Origin of the sequence: Caballeronia sp. LZ029, assembly GCF_031451275.1 — a bacterium.
Classification (GTDB): Bacteria; Pseudomonadota; Gammaproteobacteria; order Burkholderiales; family Burkholderiaceae; genus Caballeronia; species Caballeronia jiangsuensis.
Genome location: NZ_JARUXO010000001.1, coordinates 2,511,409 through 2,536,463, shown reverse-complemented (window position 1 = coordinate 2,536,463; position 25,055 = coordinate 2,511,409). Strand labels below are relative to the sequence as shown.

Here is a 25,055-nt window from a genome sequence, read left to right as displayed (position 1 = left end):
TTTCCACAAAATCATAAGCATAACTAATTAAATATTATCAATGAGATTTATCCGAAAAATATAGATTTGCGTGTATTTATGCGCACGTTCTGCAGTTTGGTTGAATTTAGGACATGTCCGCTTCATGCAAGCGGTGCTCCTCAATATTCTGTGCCGTGGTCAAAAGGTGTTTCCTTTTTTATTTTGTAAAAGACGCTCGTTATTTGTGGGTCAATTCGGTTTATGAATAAGTCATACCGCAGTATCTGGAATGAGAAAGTAGGGACGTTCGTCGCGGTCGCCGAGACTGCGATGTCCCGTGGCAAGAAGAGCTCTGGTGGCGCGGTATGCGACCCGGAAGGTGATCAGGAGGCTCTTGACTCGCGCGATCGTGAGCATATAGACGCCTCCCCGAAGGTTGCCCGGCGCGCGGCAGGCGTTGGCGCTTCGGTTGCGTTGCTTTTCAGCGGCGCGAATGCTTTGGCGGCCACCCCCGTCAACCCCGCCGTTACGGTGTGTAACAGCTCTACGCAAGGGTATAGCTATACATCGGCATCGAATACCCCAATACAAGCCGGTTGCGACACGACAGTTACTGGCGCGAATTTTACGGGCGTCGTAATGCAGGCGGGCTCGTCCAATCCCAACACGTACCTGACTGTTGGAGCGGATGAGCTCGCTGTCGAGCTCGACCTCGACGAGCTTCAACTCGATGTCGACGGCCATCTCGAGCTCGAGCGGTAACTTCGAGTCGCTGTCCTCCAGCTTCACCTCGATGTCCACGGGCATCAACTCGCTGTCCACGGGCATGAGCTCGCTGTCGGCTTCGACTTCGACGGTCATGAGCTCGCTGTCGAGCGGCGTGAGCTCGCTCTCCGCAGGCGTGAGCTCGCTGTCCACGGGCATGAGCTCGCTGTCGGCTTCGACCTCCACGGGCATCAGCTCGCTGTCGAGCGGTGTGAGTTCGCTCTCCGCAGGCGTGAGCTCGCTGTCCACGGGCATGAGCTCGCTGTCGGCTTCGACCTCGACGAGCATCAGCTCGCTGTCCACGGGCATGAGCTCGCTGTCGGCCTCGACTTCGACGGGCATCAGCTCGCTGTCGAGCGGCGTGAGTTCGCTGTCGGCGGGCGTGAGTTCGCTCTCCGCTGGTGTGAGCTCGCTGTCCACGGGCATGAGCTCGCTGTCGGCTTCGACCTCCACGGGTATCAGCTCGCTGTCGAGCGGTGTGAGTTCGCTGTCGGCAGGCGTGAGTTCGTTGTCCACGGGCATGAGCTCGCTGTCGGCGTCGACCTCCACGGGTATCAGCTCGCTGTCGAGCGGTGTGAGTTCGCTGTCGGCTGGCGTGAGCTCGCTCTCGACGGGCATGAGCTCGCTGTCGGCGTCGACCTCGACGGGCATCAGCTCGCTGTCCACGGGCATGAGCTCGTTGTCGGCCTCGGCCTCGACGGGCATCAGCTCGCTGTCCACGGGTATGAACTCGCTGTCGGCGTCGGCCTCCACGGGCATCAGCTCGCTGTCGGCGTCGACCTCGACCGGCATCAGCTCGCTGTCCACGGGCGTGAACTCGCTGTCCACGGGCATGAGCTCGCTGTCGGCGTCGACCTCCACGGGCATCGGCTCGCTGTCCACGGGCATCAGCTCGCTGTCGAGCTCGGCCTCCACGGCGGTGAATTCGCTGTCCACGGGCCTGGCCAACGCGGTGATGTACGACGACGTCTCGCACTCGAAGATCACGCTGGGTGGTTCGGGCGCAGCGCCGGTGAAGCTCACGAACGTGGCCGACGGCACGAGCCAGAACGACGCAGTGAACTTCGGTCAGCTGAGTTCGCTGTCGGCTTCGACCTCGATGGGGCTCAACTCGCTGTCCACGGGCCTCAGCTCGCTGTCTAGCTCGACCTCCACGGCAGTGAATTCGCTGTCCACGGGCGTGAGTTCGCTGTCGAGCTCGGCCTCCACGGCGGTCAACTCGCTGTCCACGAGTGTGAGCTCGCTGTCGACCACGACCTCCACGGCGATCAGCTCGCTGTCCACGGGTGTCGACTCGCTGTCCACGGGCGTGAGCTCGCTGTCGAGTTCGGCCTCCACGGGCATCAGCTCGCTGTCGACCAATGTGAGCTCGCTGTCCACGGGCATCAGTTCGCTGTCGAGCTCGGCCTCCACGGCGGTCAGCTCGCTGTCGACCAATGTGAGTTCGTTGTCCACGGGCATCAGCTCGCTGTCCACAGGCATTAGCTCGCTGTCGAGCTCGGCTTCCACGGCGGTCAGCTCGCTGTCCACGGGTGTGAATTCGCTGTCGGCAGGCATCAGCTCGCTGTCGACTTCGAGCTCGACGACGATCAGCTCGCTGTCCACGGGTATCGACTCGGTGTCGACGGGTATCGCCTCGCTGTCCACGTCGAATTCGACCGCGATCAGCTCGCTGTCCACGAGCGTCAGCTCGCTGTCCACGTCGAGTTCGACGGCGGTTAGCTCGCTGTCCACGGGTGTCGACTCGCTGTCCGCAGGTGTCAGCTCGCTGTCCACGACTGGTTCGACGAGTGCCAGCTCGCTGTCGACGGGTATCGACGCAGTGTCGACGGGCTTTAGCTCGTTGTCGACGGGTATCGACTCGCTGTCGACGGGCTTCAGCTCGCTGTCGACTTCGATGTCGACGAGCATCAATTCGCTGTCGACGGGCGCGAGCTCGATGTCGACGATCGTGAGCTCGATGTCAACGAGCATCAGCACGATAGTCAGCGGGGTCACGAGCATGTCGACGTCGCTGAGCAGCGTATTCGCCGGTGGCGGCATGAAGTACTTCCACGCCAACTCGGTCCTGATCGACTCCTCGGCGACCGGCAAGAACTCGATCGCGATCGGCGGTAACGCTAGTGCGACGGCTGAGAACTCGGTAGCGCTCGCGACCAATGCTGTGGCGGACCAGGCGAACACCGTGTCCTTCGGTAACAACCTCGGCGATAAACTGCGCATCACGAACATCGCCGACGGTATTGCCGATAGCGATGTGGCGACGGTGGGTCAGTTGAAGGCCGTGACCCCCAAGGGCACGAATGGCATGCCGAAGACGGTCGCGACGTTCGACACGAATGAGGACGGAAGCACCGACTACAGCAACATCACGCTCGGCGGCAAGGACGGCACGGTCATCCATGACGTTGCAAATGGTGTTGCGCCGACGGACTTGGCGAACAAGGGTCAGCTCGACGCATTGGCCGGTAAGGTCGCCAACACGACGGTCGGAGACGACCCGATGTTTGCCGGGGACGGTAATCGTGCTTCCGAAGCCGCAGTAGCAAGCGGCACGCATGCAACTGCGAGCGGCGCGAGCGCTCAGGCAACGGGTGCGAACTCGGTTGCACAAGGCGCAAGCGCGGTCGCCAGCGGCGTTGGCGCGGTAGCCATCGGTGCCGGCAGCCATGCAACCGCGGATGATTCGGTTGCGCTGGGTGCGAGTTCGGTGGCGGATCGTGCGAACACGGTGTCGGTCGGCTCGGCGGGTGGCGAGCGTCAGATCACCAACGTGGCTGCGGGTACGCAAGGCACGGATCTGGTCAACGTCAACCAGTTGAACGACGCCGTGACGCAATCCAATAGCTACACGGATAGCGTGGTGAACGGTATGCAAGGTGCCATCGCGGATGTGGGCCGCAGCGCTTACTCCGGTATCGCGGCGGCCACCGCCCTCGCGATGATCCCGAACATCGATCAGGACAAGACGATGTCGGTCGGTGTGGGCGGTGCAACGTATCAGGGCTATGCGGCTGCAGCTGTCGCACTGAACCTGCGCGTCACCCAGAACCTGGTGCTGAAGGCCGGCGCGGGTTCGAGCCGCAGCGGCACGGTCTACGGTGCCAACGCGTCGTATCGGTGGTAAGGCGAACGTCCCGGGCTAACGCTCGGGACGACCCGGGCGACCGCTAAGTCATGCGCTCGCTCGGGAGCCCAGCTCTTTGAACCGATTTAGGTAGCTAATCAAGATGTCCAAACTTCTTCTCTCCGTTTTTACCGCCATCGGCGTGCTTTCTGCTTGCACGACGGATACGGGTATCACTTACACGGCGCGCAAACTGAATGTCGCCCAGCAGGCGCAGGCGTATCGCGTCACTTGCTCGGGCATATTCGAGTCGCAGAAATCATGCATGTCCGAAGCTTCGCGCATCTGCAAGGATCAACAAGTCGTGGTCGTTGAGGCGCTCGATAATCCGAAACTCAGGCCGGGTGGCAGCAGCGCGCGCGAGCTTAGCTTTACGTGCGCTAGCGGGTCGCCATCGAAGCCGGCGGCTTGATGCGTATCGAATGATCGAGCCACTGCGGCTCGCATCGTCCTTGTGAAAACCGACGTTCGCTTGAACGTCGGTTTTTTTTCTTACCGTGTCCCGCGCTTCGAACGAACAACCGTGCGAGTCGCGCATAATTTCGCAAAGGCCATTTCCCCGGCCAATCGCCTCGCTTACAAGTAGAATTCCGTTGCCCAGCGCCGTGTTCGCGCTTGCCGGACATTGCTCGTATGTGCAGTGCAGCGACGGCAAACGCATACATAGCGCAAAAAACCTCAACAAAATCAAGGAGGCGTTATGCCAGCCGTCCACGGGAGCATGCTGCTGCTCTACGCGGTGATCGCGATCGCGGTTCTGATCCTGATGATCGCCCGCTATAAGGTTTACCCGTTCCTCGTCCTCATGATCGTGTCCGTGTTGCTGGCCTTGGCGGTCGGCATGCCGATGGACAAAATCGTCAAGTCGTTCGAAACCGGAAACGGTAATACGCTTGGCCACATTGCAGTCGTGGTTGGTCTTGGCACGATGCTCGGCAAGATGATGGCCGAATCGGGCGGCGCCGAGCGCATCGCCAATACACTGATCAATCTGTTCGGCGAAAAGAACATCCACTGGGCGATGATGGTCGTCGCGATCATCGTCGGCTTGCCGGTGTTCTTCGAAGTGGGCTTCGTGCTGCTGATTCCGATCGCGTTCAACGTCGCGCGGCGCACCGGCAAATCGCTGCTGCTGATCGGCCTGCCGATGGTCGCGGGCCTCTCGGTCGTGCACGGTCTGATTCCCCCGCACCCGGCCGCATTGCTCGCCGTGCAGGCGTATCACGCGGATATCGGCAAGACGATCGCTTACGGTCTGATCGTCGGCGTGCCGACGGCAATCGTCGCGGGCCCGCTGTTCGCGCTGATGATCCACAAATACATCAAACTGCCGGACGCCAACGCGCTCGCCGACCAGTTCACCCAAAAACACGGTGACACCGAGAAAAAGCACGATCTGCCGAGTTTCGGCATCACGCTGTTCACGATTCTGCTGCCGGTCATTCTGATGTTGATCGGAAGCTGGGCGGATCTGGTCTTCACGCCGAAAACATTGCCGAACGATTTGCTGCGCTTTATCGGCCAATCGGATATGGCGCTTCTGATCGCCGTGCTGGTCAGCTTCTGGACCTTCGGCGCAAAGCAGGGCTTCAATCGCGAGCAGATTCAGAAGTTCTGCGGCGAGTGTCTCGCGCCGATCGCGGGCATCACGCTGATCGTCGGTGCGGGTGGCGGTTTCGGCCAGGTTCTGCGCGATAGCGGCATCTCGCAGCAGATCGTCGCGACGGCTTCGTCGGCAAGCCTGTCGCCGCTCTTACTCGGCTGGTTCGTCGCCGCGCTGATCCGTCTCGCGACGGGCTCGGCGACGGTCGCGATGACGACCGCATGCGGCATCGTCGCGCCGATCGCCGCCGCGGCGGGCGGCCACACGAGCCCGGAACTGCTGGTGCTCGCCACCGGCTCCGGCTCGCTGATCTTCTCGCATGTGAACGATGGTGGCTTCTGGCTGATCAAAGAGTATTTCGGGATGACGGTCGGTCAGACGTTCAAGACCTGGTCGCTGCTCGAAACCATCATTTCTTTGATGGGACTCGGTTTGACCTTCGCGCTTGCGGCGGTCGTCTAAGGAGATTTCGATGATTCTGATCGCGATGGGCGTGTCGGGCGCCGGCAAGTCTCTCATCGGCGAATTGCTGGCGGAGCGCTTGCACTGCTCGTTCACCGATGGCGACGCGTTTCACAGCGCCGCCAACAAGGAGAAGATGCACAAGGGCATACCGTTGACCGACGAAGACCGCTGGCCGTGGCTCAAGACGATTCGTGCCGCGATCGAGGAGAAGCAGGGCGCGGGCGAAACGGCGGTGTTTACGTGCTCGTCGTTGAAACGCTCGTATCGCGACGTCCTGCGTGAGAACGACAAGGATGTGTGCTTCGTCTATCTGGAAGGCTCGTTCGAGGTCCTGCACGAGCGGCTCGGGTCGCGCACGGGCCACTTCTTCGATCCGTCGCTGCTCAAGAGCCAACTCGAAACGCTCGAACCGCCGGGCGAGGACGAGGCGATCATCGTGAGCATCGAGCACACGCCCGAGGAAATCGTCGAGATCGTGATTGAGGAACTGAAGACGCGCTGAACGCGCGCTTCAGCAAGAGAAAAGGCCCCACGTCGCAAAACGTGGGGCCTTTCTCATTGCCGGGACGTGGCGCGCGTCAGGCGATCCGCTTCGCCAACTCGACCGCCTTGCCGATATACGAACCCGGCGTCATTTCCAGCAGCAGCTTCTTCGCGTCGGCGGGAATCGCGAGACCCGCGATGAACGTCTGCAGCGCCTCGCGCGTGATGCCCTTGCCGCGCGTCAGCTCCTTCAGTTGCTCGTACGGATTCTCGATGCCGAAACGACGCATTACCGTCTGCACCGGCTCGGCGAGCACTTCCCACGTGTTGTCGAGATCTTCGTTCAGGCGCGCGGCGTTCACTTCGAGCTTGTCGAGGCCGCGGATCAGCGCATCGTATGCAAGCAGCGAATAGCCGAACGCGACGCCGATATTGCGCAGCACGGTCGAATCCGTCAGATCGCGTTGCCAGCGCGAGACCGGCAGCTTCTCGGAGAGATGGCGCAGCGTCGCGTTTGCGAGTCCCAGATTGCCTTCCGAATTCTCGAAGTCGATCGGGTTGACCTTGTGCGGCATCGTCGACGAGCCGATTTCGCCAGCCTTTAGCTTCTGCTTGAAATAGCCGAGCGAGATATAACCCCACACGTCGCGATCGAGATCGAGCAGGATCGTGTTCGCGCGTGCGACCGCGTCGAACAGTTCGGCCATGTAGTCGTGCGGCTCGATCTGGATCGTGTACGGATTGAACGTGAGCTTCAGCCTATTCTCGACGACATCCTTCGAGAACGCTTCCCAGTCGAATTCGGGATACGCCGACAAATGCGCGTTGAAGTTGCCGACCGCGCCGTTCATCTTGCCGAGCAGTTCGACCTTCTCGATGCGCTGGATCGCGCGCGAAAGACGCGCCGCAACATTGGCGATTTCCTTGCCGAGCGTCGTCGGGCTCGCGGGCTGGCCGTGCGTGCGGGAGAGCATCGGCTGTTCGGCTTGCGCGTGCGCGAGCTTCACGAGGCGCTCGTACACCGAGCGCAGCGCCGGCAGGATCACGTGTTCGCGCGCGCCGGCGAGCATCAGGCCGTGCGACGTGTTGTTGATATCTTCAGACGTGCACGCGAAGTGGATGAACTCGCTCGCGCGTTCCAGTTCCGGCTGGCCCTTGACCGACTCCTTGAGCCAATATTCGACGGCCTTCACATCATGATTCGTGACGCGTTCGATGTCCTTGATGCGCGCGGCGTCGTGCGCGGTGAAACGCTCGGCGAGGCTCAGCAGGAATTGCTCGGATGTGTCGGAAAAGCGCGGCACTTCGGCGAAACCGGCGCGCGACAGCGCGATCAGCCAGTGAATCTCGACCGTCACGCGATGCCGCATGAACGCGGCTTCGGAGAGCCATTCGCGCAGGGCTTCTGTCTTGGCGGCATAGCGGCCGTCGAGCGGCGAGAGCGCGGTGAGCGCGAAGAGGGAATCGGGACGGGTATCGGACATGATTGCGGGCGCGGCCGGAAGGAAAAGACGGGAGAACCGCGCATTTTACCATCGGATGCGTCCCAATCCCCGACGCGCGCCGCCGTTCAGCGGGTCCGCAGTTCGTCGTCGAGTGCGTGAAGTTGCGCGGGCGTGCCGACGTTCTCCCAGCGGCCTTCGTAGCGTTCGCCGCTCGCGCGCCCGGCCGCGATCGTTTCGCGGTAGTAGGGCGTAAGCGCGCGGCGCGTACCGGGCGCGAGATCGCGGAACATGCGCGTGTCATACAGGCCGATGTTGCCGAAGGTGTAACGCGGCTCGCCATCGAGTGCGAGCACGCCGTCGCGCAAGGCGAAATCGCCTTTGGGATGAAACGGCGGATTCGGCACCATCACGAGATGCATGCCGGGTTCCACGCGCGCCTTCAGCGCTTCGGCGTGGTCGCGCAAGGTCGAATAATCGAAATCGCAGAATACGTCGCCGCTGACCGCGATAAACACGCCGTCCCCGATCAGATGCCGCGCCTGAGCGATGCCGCCCGCCGTCTCCAGCGCCTCGGTCTCGGGCGAATATCGCAGTTCGACGCCCCAGCGAGAACCGCTCCCGAGCGCGGCTTCGACCTGCTCGCCGAGCCATGCGTGATTGATGACGATCGTCTCGACGCCCGCCGCCGCGAGACGCTCGATCTGCCACACGATAAGCGGTTTGCCGGCAACTTCGAGCAACGGTTTCGGACACGTATCGGTGAGCGGGCGCATGCGTTCGCCACGGCCGGCGGCGAAGATCATCGCCGTTTTCAAAGCGTGCGTCATCGTGAACTCAGAAGGTGTAACCGACTTCGATCGCGCGGCCTTCCAGCGAATCGAGCAGACGCGCGAACGGCCACAGCGGCGCGTAGCGCTCGGCGACCTTGCGCGCATAGCCGATGAAGCGCGGCAGATCGGCGAGATATTGCGGCTTGCCGTCGCGATAATGAATGCGCGCGAACAGGCCGAGCACCTTGATGTGCCGCTGCAGGCCCATCCATTCGAGCTGACGGTAGAACTCGCCGAAATCCGCATCGACGGGAAGTCCGGCCTTCTTCGCGCGCTCCCAGTAATAGGCGACGCAATCGAGCTGAAAGGCTTCTTCCCAGCTGATGAAGGCGTCGCGCATCAACGACGCCATGTCGTACGTGATCGGCCCGTACACCGCGTCCTGAAAGTCCAGCACGCCCGGATTCGGCTCGCACACCATCAGATTGCGCGGCATGAAATCGCGCAGCATGAAGGTCTGCGGCTGGGCGAGCGCGCTCTGTACGAGCAGCGTGAAAGTTTGGTCGAGGGTCTTGCGTTCGTCGGCTGTGACTTCGCGGCCCAGATGGCGGCCGATGAACCACTCGGGCATCAACTCCATCTCGCGGCGCAGGAACGCCTCGTCGAAAGGCGGCAGCACGCCTTCGCGCGCGGTTTGCTGGAAACGGATCAGCGCGTCGATCGCGGCGCGCATCATCGGACGCGCGTTTTTTTCGTCGAGAACGGAAATGTAAGTCGTGGTGCCGAGATCCGTCACGAGCATGAAGCCGGCGTCGAAATCGGCTTCGAGGATTTTCGGCACGTGCACGTTCGCCGCTTCGAGCAGCCCGGCGACCTGCACGAACTCGCGGCATTTCTCGGGCGGCGGCGCATCGACGGCGATGAGCGTCTTGCCATGCTCCGAATCGCTCTCCAGCCGGAAATAGCGGCGGAAGCTTGCATCGGCGGAAGCGGGAGCGAGACTGGCGACATTCAGCCGGTAGCGTCCGGCGAAATTTTCAAGCCACGAGCGGAGCTGATTCAGGCGAGCGTCGGAAGGAATATGCGTCATAAATTCGAGGGGCCAAACATCTTGCCATATAATACCCCACGACTTTTTTAAGCGATCCGTTTCACGCCTGGCGCCAGGCCCCCGACGACTGTGAGCGTCACCGTTCGATCGAGTGTCGTCCCTGCTTAGCAACGGACCGTCAAGTTCGTGACTGCGGAAAGGGCGCGGCCGCCTGCCCGGCGGCATCGGCGCGTGGGACGCGAACGGGATCGAACCGCCACCCATACATGCCGCCACGACAGTTTCCCGTATCGAAAATCCAAGGCGACGCTCAGCCACGCAGGCGGCGGCTCGTCGTCGCGCTGCTATCCGTTCCGGGCCTGATGCCGGCTCTCGCGCATGCCCAGCTCTCGGGCGACGCCGCGTATCCTCAGCCGCTCGACGGCCCCGGCAGTCTGCGCCTCGCGCCGCAACTCGAAGAGCGGCCGTTGCAAAACGGTCAGCAGCCTTCGACGTTCCTCCTGAGCGACAAGGCGACGGGCACCACCGACGAAGACATGGCGGCGAAGGGATCGGCGGAGATCCGGCGCACGGTGACGGTCATCAAGGGCGACGCGCTGCATTACGACCAGGACACGGACATGGCCGATGCTTTCGGCAATGTCAGGCTGATCAACAATGGCGTGTCGTTCATCGGTCCGGAAGCGCATCTGAAGGTCGAGGCCAACGAAGGGTTCATGACGAACCCGAAGTACCATTTCAACGTGACGGGCGGCTCGGGCAGCGCCGAGCGCGCCGACATGATCGACGACGAGCGCGCGCGCATCGATCATGGCACCTACACCGCCTGTCAGTGCGAATCCGATCCGGCGTGGTACATCAAGGGCACCTCGTTCGATTTCGACACCGGCGCCGAAGAGGGCGTCGCGCATAACGGCGTGCTGTTCTTCCAGGGCGTGCCGGTTTTCGGCAGCCCGTGGCTGTCGTTTCCGCTCACGGGCGATCGTCGCAGCGGCCTGTTGCCGCCGACCTTCTCGCTCAGCTCGACGACCGGCTTCGAAGCGACGATCCCGTACTATTTCAATATCGCGCCGAATCGCGATCTGACCGTCACGCCGCGCATCATGACGCGGCGCGGCGTACTCGGAGAGGCGACGTACCGGTATCTGTCGCCCACGTATTCCGGGTCGTTCACCGGCGACTATCTGCCGGACGATCGTCAGACGCACACGAATCGCTATGCGATCTTCTGGCAGCATCGCCAGAACTTCGGCAATGGCTTCGGCGGCTACGTCAATTACAACAAGGTTTCGGACGATCAATATCCGGAAGACCTGGGCAACGCGTCGAATCAGTTCCTGAACGGCACGCAGTTGCTGTATCAGCAGGAAGCAGGGCTCACGTACAACAACGGCCCGTGGTCGGTGCTCGCGCGCGAACAGCGCTGGCAGACGCTGCAGCCGTCGGTTCCGCCCTACGCGCGCGAGCCGCAGGTGAACGTTCAGTACAACAAGTACAACGTCGGCGGCTTCGACTACGGCGCGGAGCTGGACGCGACGCGCTTCACGATCACGACCGACGGCGCCACCGACGGCAACCGCCTGTACTTCAACCCGTACCTGAGCTACGGGATCAACGCGCCGGGTTACTTCGTCACGCCGAAGGTGCAATGGCACTTCGCGTCGTACGACCTGAGCCATATCGCGACGACCCAGGTGGCGGGCTCGTCGCCGCCGGTGACGGGGCAGCCGAAGAATTTCACCGAGTCGATTCCGACCGTCAGCTTCGACACCGGCCTCGTGTTCGACCGCTCGGTGCGGCTCTTCGGACAGGATTACATCCAGACGCTGGAGCCGCGGCTCTACTACGTCTACACGCCGTATCACAATCAGGACTTCGCGCCGATTTTCGATACCGCCGAAGCCGACTTCGGCCTCGCCGAGCTCTACACGCCGAACACATTCGTCGGCAACGACCGCATCGCGGACGCGAACCGCATCACGGCAGGCCTGACGACGCGCTTTATCAACCCGGCGACGGGCGATGAGCGCGCGCGTTTCGTCATCGCGCAGCAGTATTATTTCCAGAGCCAGCGCGTCACGATCACGCCGGGCCAACTGCCCGACCAGGCGAAGCACTCGGACCTGATCGCGGGCGCGGCCATCAAGCTGGGCGCTGGTTTCGCTTCGGAAACCGCGTTCCAATATAATGTGGACAACAACCAGCTCGTGCGATCGAGCATCGGTTTTGCGTTCAGTCCGGCGGAACGCAAGGTGATCAACATCGGCTACCGTTACACGCGTTCGAACCAGACCACGCTGGTGAACGAGCCGATCAACCAGGTCCTGCTGTCGGCCGAGTGGCCGCTCACGAATCGCCTCTATGCCGTCGGCCGCGTGAATTACGATCTCGCGAGCCATCGTCTCGTCGACGGACTCCTGGGCTTCCAGTACGATGCCGACTGCTGGGCGTTCGGCTTCGGCATGCAGCGTTACGCCAACGGCGTGGACACGCAGGGCCTGCCATCGTCCGGTACGCGCGTGCTCGCGCAATTGACGTTCAAGGGCTTGTCGAACGTCGACAACGGTCTCGTCAGCGCGTTCCGCGCGAGCGTCCAGGGTTATCAGCCGCCGCCGCCAGCGGCGCCGCCGCTCTCCCGGTACAGCGATTACGAGTAAGGCCGGAACGGGCGGCCGCGTGCGGCATCCAACGTCAGGCAGTGAAGAGCGGCCGGGAGCCGCGCAGTGCAGCACATTCAAGCAGGACACGAACGGGTGAAGCCCGTATTTGATGGAGTATCTGTGGCAAACGTGAATATGTTTCGATCGACGGCAATCGCAGCGGGCGTGCTCGCTGGCGCGCTGATCCTGAGTTCGCCGGCCGGTGCGCAGGCGTTGTCGAATCGCAATGCGCAGGTCGCCGATTCAGTCGTCGCGGTGGTGAACGACGGTGTCATCACGCAGCGCGAGCTGCAAGAGCGCACGGCGCTCATCGCCAAGCGTCTCCAGCAGCAGAACGCGCCGGTGCCGCCCGCGGACCAGATGCAGCGGCAAGTGCTCGATCAGATGGTGCTCGAGCGCATTCAGCTCCAGAAGGCGAAGGAAGACGGCATCACCATCGACGATGCCACCGTCAACCGTACGCTCGCGCGTCTCGCGCAGCAAAACCAGATGACGCTCGACGTGTACCGCTCGCGCATCGAGGCGCAGGGCGTGCCCTGGTCCACCTTCACGCGCGATGCACGCACGGAACTCACGCTTTCGAAGCTGCGCGAGAAGGAAGTCGACAGCAAGATCACCGTGTCCGACGGCGAAGTGGCGAACTACATTGCCAGCCAGCGCGGTCCGGGCGCGCGCAATACGAGCGATCTGCGCCTTCAGCACATCATGTTCAAGCTCCCGGCGGACGCGCCTCAGGGCGAAGTCGCGAAGGTGCAGGCCCAGGCCGACGCCGTGCTCAAGCAGGCGCAAGGCGGCGAGGATTTCGAGAAGCTCGCGAAGCAGAACTCGCAGGACACCGACGCCAGCAAGGGCGGCGACCTCGGTTTCCGCACGCCTGGCACGTTGCCGGCGGGCATCGTGAATGCCGTGTCGACGTTGCGTCCGGGTCAGGTCGTCCCCACGCTTTTGCGCACCGACGGCGGTTTCGAGATCATTAAGCTGGTGGATCGCCGCGCGAGTCAGGGCACGGCCGCCGACGCGCCCAAGCTCGTGCAGACGCACGTGCGCCACATCCTGCTGCGCGTGTCGGACGGCATGTCCGAACAGGCCGCGCGCCAGAAGCTGCTCGACATCAAGCAGCAAGTCGCGTCGGGCGGCGATTTCGCCAACTTCGCGCGCACCTATTCGCAGGACGGCTCGGCGTCGCAGGGCGGCGATCTCGGCTGGATCAGCCCGGGCGAAACCGTGCCCGAGTTCGAGCGCGCGATGAACAATCTCCAGGACGGCGCCGTCAGCGATCCGGTGCGAAGCGAGTACGGCTATCACCTGATTCAGGTGCTCGGCCGTCGCGAAGCGGAAGGATCGGCGTCGCAGCAGCTCGACATCGCGCGTCAGGCGATCGGCCAGCGCAAGGCCGAGCAGGCGTATTCCGACTGGCTGCGCGAACTGCGCGACACCGCCTACGTGCAGTACAAGGGCATCGCTGCCCTGCCGCAGTAACAGCATGAGCACCGCCGACGCCCGACCGCTCGCCATCGCCATCACGACCGGCGATCCGGCCGGCGTCGGCCCGGAACTGACGGCGGCGGCGCTCAGGCAGGCGCGCGAGCGCTGGCCGTCGGCGCATTTCATGGTGCTGGGCGATCGCGCGCTGCTCGAAGCGCGCGCCGGAGCGGGCTGGCCCGAGGCGCACGGCACGGTCGAGATCGAGCATCACGGGCTCGCCGTGCCCGCCGAACCCGGCAAGCTGAATGCGGCGAACGGGCGCTACGTGCTGGGTCTGCTCGATGCCGCGATCGACGGCGCTGTCGCTGGCCGTTTCGACGCCATCGTCACCGCGCCGCTGCAAAAGAGCACGATCAACGATGCCGGCGTTCCCTTCACCGGCCATACCGAATACCTCGCCGAGCGCACGAACACACCGCGCGTCGTGATGATGCTGGCGGGATCGAGCGAGCGTCCGTTGCGCGTCGCGCTCGCGACCACGCATTTGCCGCTGAAGGACGTATCCGCCGCGCTCAGCATCGACGGCCTCGTCGAAACGCTCGTCATCATCGATCACGATCTGCGCGCGCATTTCGGCTTGCCCGCGCCGCGGATTCTCGTCACCGGTCTCAATCCGCATGCGGGCGAGAACGGTTATCTGGGCCGCGAGGAAATCGACGTCATCACGCCCGCGCTCGAACGCGCGCGCGCGCTCGGCATCGACGCGCCCGGGCCGTATCCCGCCGACACGCTGTTCCAGCCGCGCTATCTGAAAGACGCCGATTGCGTGCTCGCGATGTTCCACGATCAGGGCTTGCCGGTGCTGAAATACGCGACGTTCGGCGAGGGCATCAACGTAACGCTCGGCTTGCCGATCATCCGCACGTCGGTGGATCACGGTACCGCGCTCGATCTCGCCGGCACGGGCCGCGCCGATCCGGGCAGCATGATCGCCGCGATCGACGCCGCCGTCACCATGGCGCGTCACAAACGCGCGGCCTGATTCAGCGCCGCGCGGCCGCTTCTTTCAAACGAGTATGTCGACCAAACATCAAGGCCATTTCGCGCGCAAGCGCTTCGGGCAAAACTTCCTCGTCGATCAGGGCGTGATCGATTCCATCGTCGACGTGATCGCGCCGAAGCGGGGCGAGCGCATGGTGGAGATCGGGCCGGGACTCGCGGCGCTCACGGAACCGCTGATCGAGCGGCTGGCCACGCCCGAATCGCCGCTGCACGCGGTCGAGCTGGACCGCGATCTGATCGGCCGTCTGGAGAAGCGTTTCGGCGACAGGCTCGTCGTGCATTCCGCCGATGCGCTCGATTTCGATTTCGCGTCGCTTGCACTCGAAGGCGAGGGCAACGACAAGCCGACGCTGCGCATCGTCGGCAATCTGCCGTACAACATTTCCAGTCCGCTGCTGTTTCACCTGACGTCGTTCGCGCACAAGGTGATCGACCAGCACTTCATGCTGCAGGACGAAGTGGTCGATCGCATGATCGCCGAGCCCGCGAGCAAGGATTACGGACGTCTCTCGGTGATGCTGCAATACCGCTATGTGATGGACAAGCTCATCGACGTGCCGCCCGAGTCGTTCAATCCGCCGCCGAAGGTGAATTCCGCGATCGTGCGCATGATTCCGTTCGCGCCGCACGAGTTGCCCGAAGTCGATGAAGCCGTGCTGTCCGATGTCGTGAAGGCCGCGTTCGCGCAGCGTCGCAAGGTGTTGCGCAACAACCTGGGCGCGTATCGCGACACGGTCGATTTCGACGCCCTCGGTTTCGATCTCACACGCCGCGCCGAAGAAGTGCCGGTGGCGGAATTCGTCACGCTGGCGCAGACGGTTCAGCGCTCGAAGGCCTGACGCAGCCCACATCCGACAGCAATTTCAGCAACCGTTCCAGCCGCGCGCGCTGCCCGTGTTGCAGACCGCGCGTTGCGCTCACCTGCTGAACGCGCGTGCGCCAGTAGGTCTGGCCGAACAGCGAATTCGCCCCTTCCGCCGACAGCACGCGCTCCAGATGCACGATCGCGGCATCGACATTCCTCGGCGTGTAAGGGCTCATGATCGTGGCGTGCCGCTCGAGTGTTTCGTTCATCGTTATCCTCGTGTCGCGTTGAATCCGAATGGCCGATTCTGCGAGCGACGCGGGACATTCGGCGTCCCGGATGCGCAACTTCGATCGGGACGCGATGTATCCGGACCGGCTGCTATGATCGTCGTCCCATCGTCCGGGCAGAAAGACATCCTTTGACGGAGACAGCATGCGCTTCATTCACGCCGCGGATATTCACCTCGATAGCCCGCTGCACGGCCTTTCCGCCTACGCGGACGCACCCGCCGACATGTTGCGCAGCGCCACGCGCGAGGCCTTTTCGAAGCTCGTGTCGGCGGCGGTCGACGAACAGGTCGATTTCATGGTGATCGCCGGCGATCTGTACGACGGCACCTGGCGCGATCACAACACGGGCATCTTTTTCTGCCGCGAAATGGGACGCCTGCGACGCGCGGGCATTCCTGTCTACGTGCTGTTCGGCAATCACGACGCCGAAAGTGAAATGACGAGCCAGCTTCAATTGCCCGACAACGTCCACACGTTCTCGACGAGAAAGCCGCAGACCTTTCGCATCGACGCACTGAAGGTCGCGCTGCACGGCCATAGCTTCAAGGAAAAGGCGGTCACGACGAATCTCGTCACCGCGTATCCGGCGCCTGTCGCGGGGTACTTCAACATCGGCGTGCTGCATACGGCGCTCGAAGGCGGCTCGATGCACGCGAGTTACGCGCCGTGCTCCGTCGCTGAACTGCACGCGAAGGAATATCACTACTGGGCGCTCGGCCATGTCCACGATTACGCGATCTGGCAGGACGCATCGACCATCGTGTTTCCGGGCAATCTGCAAGGACGCAACATCCGCGAGACGGGCCGGCGCGGCGCGGTGCTCGTCACGGTGTCGGACACGGAAGAGGTGAGCGTCGAGCGGCTTTTCATCGACGTGTTGCGCTGGGAAGCGGTCACGGTGGATGCATCGTCGGCGAGCACGCTCGATGAAGTCGCGCTCGCGGTCGGACGCGCGCTGGAGTCGCTGGTCGAAGCGGCGGCGTCGTCCGTGCCGCACGCGGTGCGCGTGACGATCACCGGCGCGACCGGCGCGCATGGCGAACTGTTCGGATTGGAGACGCAACTGCGCGCCGAAGTGCTCGCGCAGATCGCAGCGATCAGCCACGACCGTCTGTGGCTCGAAAAAGTGAAGATCGCAACCGAGCCGCTCGCGCACAGCGAACCGTCAACGGGCCGCACCGATGCGCTCGCCGATCTTCACGGTCTGCTGATCGAAGCCGAGTCCGACCCGGAGTTTTTGAGCATGCTGAAAGAAAGACTCATCGCGCTGGCATCGCAGGCGCCGAGCGAATTGCAGAAGTCGGTGCCCGAGCTCGAGTACGTGCGTAACGGCGAACTCGCGAAGCTCGTCGGCGAAGTGCGCTCCGGCCTGATCGCGCAACTGGCGGACGCGGAGTAAGCGATGCGCATCGGCAAGCTCGAACTCATTCGCTACGGCAAGTTCACCGATCACGCCGTCGAGTTTCCGTCGGCGGAACATGACTTTCACTTCGTCGTCGGTCCGAACGAGGCCGGCAAATCGACCATCAAGAACGCGATTTCCGAGCTGCTCTTCGGCATGCCGCACAGTTCGCCGCTCGCGTTCGTGCATCCGCAGAGCGACTTGCGGCTCGGCGCGTCGATCGAAGCGGGCGATGACGTTTTCGCATTTAATCGCACGAAGAGCCGTAAATCGTCGCTCAGTGCGCCGAATGGCGACGCGCTTCCCGCCGATGCGCTCGCGACGTTTCTCGGCTCGGCCGACAAGAGCTTCTTCGAGCAGATGTACTGCCTCGATCACACGGCGCTGATTCGCGGCGGTCAGAGCATTCTCGATGCATCGAGCGATGTCGGGCAGGTGCTGTTTCAATCGGCGGCAGGCATCGCGAGCCTGGGCGACGTGCGCCAGCGTCTCGCGGACGAAGCCGACAGCCTGTGGGCGAAGCGCAAGTCAGGCTGCGCGTACAACCTCAGCCGGAAGCAATACGACGAAGCCACCGACGAACTGAAGCTCGCCAGCGTGCGAACCGCGAAGTGGACGCGCGCGCATGTCGCCGTCGAAGAGGCGGAGGAGAAGCGGCGCGAGCAGGACGCACATCGCGCCGAACTCGAAGCGCAGCGCGGCAAGCTGGAACGTGTGCGGCGTGTCGCGCCGTTTCTGAATGTGTGGCGCGAGAAGGCGGCGGAGTTGCGCGAACTGGGCGAAGTCGTCGATTTGCCCGCGAACGCCGAGGCGACGCTGCAAAACGCACTCACGCGGCTCGCGACGGCGCAAGGCGCGCTCGACGTGCACGCGAAAGCGGCCGGGCAATTGCATGCCGAACTGAGCGCGATTCACATCGATCACGCGCTGCTCGCCGCACAGGCGCGCATTCGTGCGCTCGACGCCACGCAGCAGCGCTGCACGCATCACGCGACCGAAATTGCCCGGCTCGAACAGGAAGTCGCGATGCGTCTGCGCCAGATCGCGCAGGACGGCGCGCAACTCGGCTGGCCGGACGATGAAGCGGGCGTGCGCCGCACGATGCCCGGCGCGCTCGCGCTCCAGACCGTCACGAGCCTGATGCTCGAACGCGGCGAACTCGAACTCGCCGCGCGCAACGCGGATCAGTCCGCCGACGAATGCGCCGCGCAGATCGACACGCTGAAAGCGAAGCTCGCGGCGATCGCGGGCGGCGATGTGCCGCCGGGTCTGCGCGCCGCGTTGCGTGCCGCGCAAAAGTATCGCGATACGGGCGCGGCGAAAGAGCGTCTCGAAGACGCGAGGCGCGACGCGCAGCAGACGCTCGACGCGGGCATCGCCTCGCTTGGCCGATGGTCGCGGCCGATCGCCGAATTGAAGCCGATGACGCTGCCGGCGGCCGAGCGCATCGCCGCGTTGCGCACGCAGCGTCAGGAACTCGCGTCGCGGCTGACTCTCGCCACGGATCGCGCGAAGGAAACGCAGGACACGCTTCACGCGACGCGCAGCGAATTCGATGCGCTCGTCGAAGCGCACGATGTCGTGACGGGCGATCAGGTTCATGCCGCGCGCGCGTCGCGCGATGCGGCGTGGACCGCGATCCGGTCCGGCGATGTCGCGCTCGATGAAGGCGCGCCCGGCTTCGAAAGCACGATGCACGCGGCCGACGACCTCGCCGATCGTCAGCTCGGATCGGTCGGTCACGCGACGCAGCTTGCGGCGCTGAAACGGCGTGTCGCGAGCGAGGCATCGACGCTCGCGCGGCGCGAGGAAAGCGTGCGCGAAGCCGAAGCGGCGCTGACGACATTCGACGACGCGTGGCGCGCGCTGGCCGCGCAATCGCAGATCGCGGACATGCCGCTCGACGATGCGCCGTCGTGGATCGCAGCGCGCGACAAGGCGCTGCTCGCGGCGCAGACGCTCGACGCGCGCACCGAGGAACTCGCGCGCGAATCCGCCGATGCCGATACGCGCCGCGACTTGCTCGCGCGGCATCTTTCCGAGGCGGGCGCGCGCATCGACGCACACGCCGGTCTCGACATGCTGTGCGACCTGGCCGAGGCGCATATCGCGGCCATCGACGAAGCCACGGTGACGCGCCGCAATGTCGCCGCGCAACTCGACGAAGCCCAGGCCGAGCGTATCGCGCGGCAGGGCGTCGCGAAAGCGGCCCGCGAATCGTATGCGCGCTGGCAGCGCGAGTGGTCGGCGGCCATCGCGAAGGCGGGCCTCGCGAACGCGGCGGATTCGCTGGCCGCAGCCGAAGCGGCCATCGATATCGTGAAGAAGATCGGCGAGCAATTGACGCAGATCGAAACCACGCGCACCGGCCAGATCGACGCGATGCGCGCGGCGCTCGCCGCACTCGACGCCGACGCGTCGCAGCTCGCGCGCGAACTCGATGAATCGCTCGCGACGCGAGGCGCGAAGACAATCGCGACGGAACTATCGGCGCGCCTCGATCGCGCATGCGCGGCGCATGCCGAGCGGGAGCGGTTGACGAAGGCGCACGCGTCGGCGAGCGAGCAGATGAACCAGACGCGTGCCGACGTCGAACAGGCGAAGGAGACGCTGCGTCCGCTCTATGATCTGGCCGGCGTCGATACGCCGGACGTGCTTCAGGCGCTGATCGCGCAATCGCAGAAGAAGCGCGCGCTGATCGCGGCGGTGGACGACGCGCGCGCCGCGCTCATCAAGGGCGGCGATGGTCTGTCGCTCGACGAGCTCGTCGCGGAAGTGGAGGGCGCCGACATGCCGAACGTGCCGGCCGAGCTTTCGCGCATCGGGGCGGCGCTGTCCGAGTCGGTGCGAATCGCGAACGAAACCACCACCGCGTTCGATGCCGCACGTCGCGAGCTCGACGCCATTTCGGGCGAAGCGAATGCCGCGCGCGCCGAAGCGAAGCGCCAGGAAGCGCTTGCCGCAATGGCCGATGCCGCCGAGCGCTTCGTCAAAGTCGAGACCGCGTCGACGCTGCTCAAGTGGGCGATCGATCGCTATCGCGAGCGTCGGCAGGGCCCGATGCTCTCACGCGCGAGCGCGATCTTTTCGGCGCTCACGCTCGACACCTTCTCGCGGCTCGTCGTCGATTACGACCGGCAGCCGATGGCGCTGTCGGCGGTTCGTGCGAGCGGCGAACATGTCGATATCGCCGGAATGAGCGAGGGCACGCGCGATCAGTTGTATCTCGCGCTGCGGCTGGCGGCGCTGGAGGAGCATGGTGAGAAGGCGTCGGCGTTGCCGTTCGTCGCCGACGATCTCTTCATCAATTTCGACGATGGCCGTGCACGCGCCGGCCTGCGCGTGCTCGCGCAGATCGCGAAACGCACGCAGGTGATCTTTCTGAGCCACCACGATCATCTCGTCGATATCGTGCGCGACGTGTTCGGGCCGCAGGTCAACGTGCGTTACATGGGCTGAAGCGTGCGGTCGAGGCGCATCAGCGTCTCGCGCGGATTGATACGGATGACGCGCGGCCCAGCGCTTCAGCACATGAAAGGTGATCAGCAGGCCGTCGACATGACGAATCCATTCGGCCGCCTGATCGAAAGCGCGGCGTCGTTCATTACGCGTCTACCTGACCATAGCGGCTCGCGAGCTTGCGATAGTCGTCCGCGAATTCATCGCGCAGACCTTGCGGCGCGAGAATCTCGACGCCCGCGCCCAGCGCGCGCAGCCACCAGCGCAGCTTGAGACTCGGCGTGACCGTGCCCGTGACTTTCATGCGGCCATCGGGAAGGGCGTCGATTTGCTGATCCTTCGACATCGGCGATTCGCGCAACTGATTGCCCGCATTGCCTTCGAAGGCGAGTTCGAGCAGCACCGGCGGCTCGGGCAGGAAGTCGAACACCTGCTGCGTCTCGATGTACTTGCGCAGCTTGAAATCTTCGGGGTACGTGAAGGATTCGCCGGACTCCGTCACCGAGCGAATGCGATCGAGACGGTAGAGCGTGCGCATCCATTCCGTTTCGCCTTTCTCCGGACGCGGCGCGCGATTCGGATTCTGCGCGACCATGTACATCACGCCGGCCGATTCGACGAGCGCGAGCGGCCACAGTGTTTTCGTCTTCGGATCGTTGCCTTGTTCGGGCTTTCGCTCCGCCTTGTACGCCGGGCGATATTGCACGAGCAATTCGCGTTCGAAGAAAGTGGCGGTCGCGACAGTCTGAAAGATCTCCGGACGCAGCTTCGGACGGATCAGCGTGAACGAGCCGTCGACGGAATCGATCTTGTCCGCCCACGCGCGATAGATGCGGCTATCCGCTTTCTCCTGCGAGAGCCGCGATTCGGCTGCCTTGAAGAGCGGATCGATGTCGCGCGTCACGGCGTTGGGCAGCTTGTTGCCCGCGAAGCGCTGAAGGATGTGGAACGCCACCGCTTCCGACGCGCTCATCAAGCCGCTGACGCCTTCCTGCAGACCGTGCAGCCACGGCTTGCGCTGCCAGAGCAACTCGCGGCCGTTGAGCATCGACACGACGCGCGCATCGGCTTCCAGCGCGGTCAGATGGCGTTGCACCTTCTTCGTATAGCCAACGCGATGGCCGCGCTCTTCGAGACGCCTGCGGATTTCGGGCGTCGAGAGCCAGGCGGTTGCGTCCCGTTCGGTGGGCAGCACGCGGAGGATGGCTTCGTCGAGGCTGGAGGTCATGGCGCGCGGGAATAGGCGGGAATGAATCCGATTATAGGAAGGGTCGAGACATTTCGTGTCTCGATGCGCGGGACATCGACCGGCTTGAAGCGGAGGTACAAAACAAAAAGCCCGGTCGCAATGACCGGGCTATCTGCTTGATTTCTTTGGTAGGCCGTACGGGATTCGAACCTGTGACCAACGGATTAAAAGTCCGCTGCTCTACCAGCTGAGCTAACGACCCGAAAGAGGCAAAATTATAATCTCAAATTCCAAGAACCGTCAACCCGGTTCGTCGAAGATCAGCCTGATTCTCGAAAGAAAAACGCCCGCGGCTTCATTGCCCGCGGGCATTCTCCTCGAGAGGCGCGAAACGATGATGCTCCGCTTACTTCACCTGCGACATCTTGCTCTGCGCGGTCTGCGCGACTTCCGTACCGGCGTACTGCGAGATGATCTGTTGAAGCGTCTGCTTGGCAGCCGCCTTCTGGCCTTGCTCGATCTGGTTGTTCGCGATTGCGAGCAACGCCTCGGGCGCCCGCGGATGCGTCGGATAACTCTTCACCAGGTCTTGCCAGATCGCCGTCGATGCCTTGTAGTCGCGCTGCGCGTAGAGCGCATTGCCGAGCCAGTACCGCGCCGTCGGCTGATACGGGCTCTGCGGATACTTCGCCACGAACGCCTTGAACGACGCCGCGGCATTTTTGTAGTCACCGTTACGGAATTGAGTCGACGCTGCGTTGAACGCTTCCGTCTCGCCGGGCTGCACGGAACCCGTCACGCCGTCGACAGTCTCTTGCTGCGGCTCGAACTTTTTCAAGCGCGCGTCGAGATCGGCGTAATAGTCCTTCTGCTGCTTTTGCAGCGTTCCGACCTGATTGGCCAGATCCTCGTTCTGGCCGCGAAGCGTGGCGACCTGCTGATTGAGCTGGTCGATACGGTTCGATTGATCGAGGATCGTGCGCTGTGCCGCCTGCAACTGACTGGACAGGCTGTCAGTTTTCGTGCGCAGGTCGAGCACGGCTTTACGCGCTTCGTTGTCGTCGAAGACGCCGGCGTGCGCAGGCACGCTCAGCATCGTCGAACCGAGTACGCACGCGGCTGCGGCCAGGCGCAGCAAGGGAAAGCGATACAACATAGGGCGACTCACCCGTGACTGGTTACGTTAAGTTGATTACTGCTGGTACACGAGGTCCGCACGGCGGTTCTGTGCCCACGACGATTCGTCGTGACCCGTCGCCGTCGGCTTTTCCTTGCCGAGGCTCACGGCTTCCATCTGCGTATCGGCGACGCCCATCAGCGACATCGCGCGACGCACGGCTTCCGCACGCTTCTGGCCGAGCGCCAGGTTGTACTCGCTCGTGCCGCGCTCGTCGGTGTTGCCCTGGATCAGGACGTGACGCTCCGGATGGCTCTTCAGGTACGACGAGTGTTGTTGCAGCAGCGGCTGATAGTCGTCCTTCACGGCGTAGCTGTCGAAGTCGAAGAAAATGCTGCGCTTGGCGAGCGGGCTGTTCGGGTCGTTCAGCGGGTCGATATTGACCTGCTTCACGTCCGTCGGGTTCGGCTGCGTGCCGACTGCACCCTTGTTCTGGCCTTCGTCGAGCTTAACGCCCGAGTGACACGCCGCCAATGCGCCGACCATCGCAACTGCCAGGCCGATACGAAGTTTCGACATCATGGTACCTCTCCTTGTGTTGTAGCTGAACGTTGTTTGTGAAACGTTATTGCTGGACTTATTGCATGAACGGACCCCAGGACGGCTCGCGCACCACACCGCCCTGTACGGACAAGACTTGCCGCGTACGACCGTCGGTCGAAACGGCTGCCAACACGCCACGTCCGTTCACTTGGGTGGCGTAGAGGATGTACTGACCATTCGCCGCGAAGCTCGGCGATTCGTCATGCGTCGTGTCGGTCAGCCCCGTCGCCGTGCCGGACGCGAGGTCCTGCAGATACAGCTTGAAGCCGCCGCCAGTGCGCGAAATGTACGCGAGTTGCTTGCCGTCCGGACTCACGCGCGGGCTCGTGTTGTACGCGCCTGCAAACGTGACCCGCTGGGCCGCGCCGGCGCTTTCACCCGCCGCCGGCATCTTGTAGATCTGCGGTTGGCCGCCGCGATCGCTCGTGAAATAAATCGAGTTGCCATCAGGAGAGTAGTACGGCTCGGTGTCGATGGAACTGCCTTGCGTCAGACGGCGCAGGCCGGAGCCGTCTGCGTTGACTTCGAAAATCTGCGTGTTGCCGGTGCGCGAGAGCGCGACCGCGAGCTTGCGGCCATCAGGCGACCACGCCGGGGCACTGTTGTTGCCCTTCTGATTCGACACGACCACGCGACGTCCCGTCGGCAGATCGTGGATGTACACCACCGGCTTCTTCTTTTCGAACGACACGTATGCGACCTTCGTGCCGTCCGGCGACCACGCCGGCGAAATGATCGGCTCCGGGCTGGACAGGGCGATCTTCGCGTCCTGTCCGTCCGAATCCGAAATCTGCAATTGGTAGCGGCCGCCCGTCTGGATCACATACGACAGACGCGTGGCGAACACGCCGCGGCCGCCGAGCAGCTTCGCGTAGATGTAGTCGGCGATCTTGTGCGCGCTCATGCGCAGGCCGCTTTCGGCGCTCACGAGCGACAGGCCGCCGAGATTCTGCTGCTTGACGGTGTCGTAGAGGCGGAAGCGCACTTCGTACTGGCCATTCGGCAGCTTGTTCACGCTGCCCGACACGAACGCGTCCGCGCCTTTTGCCTTCCAGGCGCCGAGATCGACCGAATCGGTCTCCGACACCGGCGTGCCGCCCGCGTCGATATTCGTGAACTTGCCGCTTCTCTGCAGATCCTGCCGAATGATCGCGCTGACCTGCTGCGGAGAACTCGCTTCATTGGCGAAATTGGCTGTCGCGATCGGAAACTGGGTCGAACCGACGCCGGTCACGAGTACGTTCAACTGGGCGTGTGCGGCGGTGCCAGCTGCGATCAGGCAGGACGCGACCAGCGTTTTCAGGCCAAGCTTCGTCATCAAACTCATGCTGTATAGGTTCCAGATAAAAGCGTTTTCAAGTGTCCGCGGA

The 25,055-nt window shown here is 63.4% G+C and carries 20 protein-coding genes, 1 tRNA gene and 1 pseudogene; 12 read left to right on the top strand and 10 right to left on the bottom strand.

The window, feature by feature from the left end:
* The first annotated feature begins 222 nt into the window (after positions 1-222).
* Both QCE73_RS39410 and QCE73_RS39405 read left to right on the top strand, forming a co-directional pair.
* On the top strand, positions 223-723 hold the full coding sequence (locus tag QCE73_RS39410) for an ESPR domain-containing protein (protein ID WP_404989748.1): 501 nt from the start codon (positions 223-225) through the stop codon (positions 721-723).
* Positions 650-1,804: pseudogene (locus QCE73_RS39405) on the top strand (hemagglutinin); the annotation flags it as partial. The gene QCE73_RS39410 and the pseudogene QCE73_RS39405, both read left to right, overlap by 74 nt.
* Here the strand turns inward: QCE73_RS39405 and QCE73_RS11980 are convergent.
* The gene (locus QCE73_RS11980; protein ID WP_309881360.1) at positions 1,795-2,769 is read right to left on the bottom strand and encodes a hypothetical protein; all 975 of its coding nucleotides are present in this window, start codon (positions 2,767-2,769) and stop codon (positions 1,795-1,797) included. The pseudogene QCE73_RS39405 and the gene QCE73_RS11980 overlap by 10 nt on opposite strands.
* On the opposite strand from QCE73_RS11980, the gene QCE73_RS11975 reads away from it, so the two are divergent.
* From QCE73_RS11975 to QCE73_RS11960, 4 genes are all read left to right on the top strand, one after another.
* Entirely contained in the window at positions 2,729-3,853 is a 1,125-nt protein-coding gene (locus tag QCE73_RS11975; RefSeq protein ID WP_309881358.1) for a YadA-like family protein, read from the top strand. The genes QCE73_RS11980 and QCE73_RS11975 overlap by 41 nt on opposite strands.
* A 103-nt stretch (positions 3,854-3,956) precedes the next feature.
* Positions 3,957-4,265, top strand: a complete 309-nt coding sequence (locus QCE73_RS11970) for a hypothetical protein (RefSeq protein ID WP_309881357.1) — start codon at positions 3,957-3,959, stop codon at positions 4,263-4,265.
* A 288-nt stretch (positions 4,266-4,553) separates the two neighbouring features.
* Positions 4,554-5,918 (top strand): GntP family permease, encoded by a 1,365-nt coding sequence (locus QCE73_RS11965; protein WP_035500689.1) that lies wholly within the window; start codon positions 4,554-4,556, stop codon positions 5,916-5,918.
* A 10-nt stretch (positions 5,919-5,928) separates the two neighbouring features.
* Positions 5,929-6,423: a gluconokinase gene (locus QCE73_RS11960; RefSeq protein WP_309881356.1), complete on the top strand. Its 495-nt coding sequence runs from the start codon at positions 5,929-5,931 to the stop codon at positions 6,421-6,423.
* A 76-nt stretch (positions 6,424-6,499) separates the two neighbouring features.
* Here QCE73_RS11960 and purB read toward each other — a convergent pair whose 3' ends face one another.
* The 3 genes from purB to QCE73_RS11945 form a co-directional block, all read right to left on the bottom strand.
* Positions 6,500-7,888 carry an adenylosuccinate lyase gene (gene purB / locus QCE73_RS11955; RefSeq protein WP_309881355.1) on the bottom strand — a complete coding sequence of 463 codons (1,389 nt, stop codon included), beginning with the start codon at positions 7,886-7,888 and terminating at the stop codon, positions 6,500-6,502.
* A gap of 86 nt (positions 7,889-7,974) precedes the next feature.
* Positions 7,975-8,676 (bottom strand): N-acetylmuramate alpha-1-phosphate uridylyltransferase MurU, encoded by a 702-nt coding sequence (gene murU / locus QCE73_RS11950; protein ID WP_309881354.1) that lies wholly within the window; start codon positions 8,674-8,676, stop codon positions 7,975-7,977.
* A 7-nt stretch (positions 8,677-8,683) separates the two neighbouring features.
* Complete coding sequence (locus tag QCE73_RS11945) at positions 8,684-9,709, bottom strand: phosphotransferase (protein ID WP_309881353.1); 1,026 nt, start codon at positions 9,707-9,709, stop codon at positions 8,684-8,686.
* Between the two features lie 227 nt (positions 9,710-9,936).
* On the opposite strand from QCE73_RS11945, the gene QCE73_RS11940 reads away from it, so the two are divergent.
* The 4 genes from QCE73_RS11940 to rsmA all read left to right on the top strand — a co-directional run bounded on the left by QCE73_RS11940 (position 9,937) and on the right by rsmA (position 15,656).
* Entirely contained in the window at positions 9,937-12,327 is a 2,391-nt protein-coding gene (locus QCE73_RS11940; RefSeq protein WP_309881352.1) for an LPS-assembly protein LptD, read from the top strand.
* 138 nt (positions 12,328-12,465) lie between these two features.
* A complete protein-coding gene (locus tag QCE73_RS11935) occupies positions 12,466-13,809 on the top strand; it encodes a peptidylprolyl isomerase (RefSeq protein WP_035500699.1) in 1,344 nt (447 codons plus the stop codon).
* 4 nt (positions 13,810-13,813) lie between these two features.
* Positions 13,814-14,797 carry a 4-hydroxythreonine-4-phosphate dehydrogenase PdxA gene (pdxA, locus tag QCE73_RS11930; protein ID WP_309881351.1) on the top strand — a complete coding sequence of 328 codons (984 nt, stop codon included), beginning with the start codon at positions 13,814-13,816 and terminating at the stop codon, positions 14,795-14,797.
* 34 nt (positions 14,798-14,831) lie between these two features.
* On the top strand, positions 14,832-15,656 hold the full coding sequence (gene rsmA, locus QCE73_RS11925) for a 16S rRNA (adenine(1518)-N(6)/adenine(1519)-N(6))-dimethyltransferase RsmA (RefSeq protein WP_309881350.1): 825 nt from the start codon (positions 14,832-14,834) through the stop codon (positions 15,654-15,656).
* On the opposite strand, the gene QCE73_RS11920 is transcribed toward rsmA, so the two are convergent.
* Positions 15,619-15,891 (bottom strand): hypothetical protein, encoded by a 273-nt coding sequence (locus QCE73_RS11920; protein WP_309881348.1) that lies wholly within the window; start codon positions 15,889-15,891, stop codon positions 15,619-15,621. The two genes, rsmA and QCE73_RS11920, sit on opposite strands and share 38 nt — an antisense overlap.
* Before the next feature lie 166 nt (positions 15,892-16,057).
* Here QCE73_RS11920 and QCE73_RS11915 point away from each other — a divergent pair, with 166 nt between their 5' ends.
* Together QCE73_RS11915 and QCE73_RS11910 are read left to right on the top strand one after the other, a co-directional pair.
* Complete coding sequence (locus QCE73_RS11915) at positions 16,058-17,314, top strand: DNA repair exonuclease (protein WP_309881345.1); 1,257 nt, start codon at positions 16,058-16,060, stop codon at positions 17,312-17,314.
* A 3-nt stretch (positions 17,315-17,317) separates the two neighbouring features.
* A complete protein-coding gene (locus QCE73_RS11910) occupies positions 17,318-20,776 on the top strand; it encodes an AAA family ATPase (protein WP_309881344.1) in 3,459 nt (1,152 codons plus the stop codon).
* 145 nt (positions 20,777-20,921) lie between these two features.
* On the opposite strand, the gene QCE73_RS11905 is transcribed toward QCE73_RS11910, so the two are convergent.
* The 5 genes from QCE73_RS11905 to tolB all read right to left on the bottom strand — a co-directional run bounded on the left by QCE73_RS11905 (position 20,922) and on the right by tolB (position 25,012).
* Positions 20,922-22,004, bottom strand: coding sequence for a WYL domain-containing protein (locus QCE73_RS11905; protein WP_309881342.1), 1,083 nt, complete (start codon positions 22,002-22,004; stop codon positions 20,922-20,924).
* Between the two features lie 147 nt (positions 22,005-22,151).
* Positions 22,152-22,227 (bottom strand) — tRNA-Lys (locus tag QCE73_RS11900).
* Positions 22,228-22,371: 144 nt separating this feature from the next.
* Positions 22,372-23,121 (bottom strand): tol-pal system protein YbgF, encoded by a 750-nt coding sequence (ybgF, locus tag QCE73_RS11895; protein WP_035500710.1) that lies wholly within the window; start codon positions 23,119-23,121, stop codon positions 22,372-22,374.
* 36 nt (positions 23,122-23,157) lie between these two features.
* Positions 23,158-23,664 (bottom strand): peptidoglycan-associated lipoprotein Pal, encoded by a 507-nt coding sequence (gene pal / locus QCE73_RS11890; RefSeq protein WP_035500712.1) that lies wholly within the window; start codon positions 23,662-23,664, stop codon positions 23,158-23,160.
* A 55-nt stretch (positions 23,665-23,719) separates the two neighbouring features.
* Complete coding sequence (gene tolB / locus QCE73_RS11885) at positions 23,720-25,012, bottom strand: Tol-Pal system beta propeller repeat protein TolB (RefSeq protein ID WP_061121287.1); 1,293 nt, start codon at positions 25,010-25,012, stop codon at positions 23,720-23,722.
* Positions 25,013-25,055: the final 43 nt, after the last annotated feature.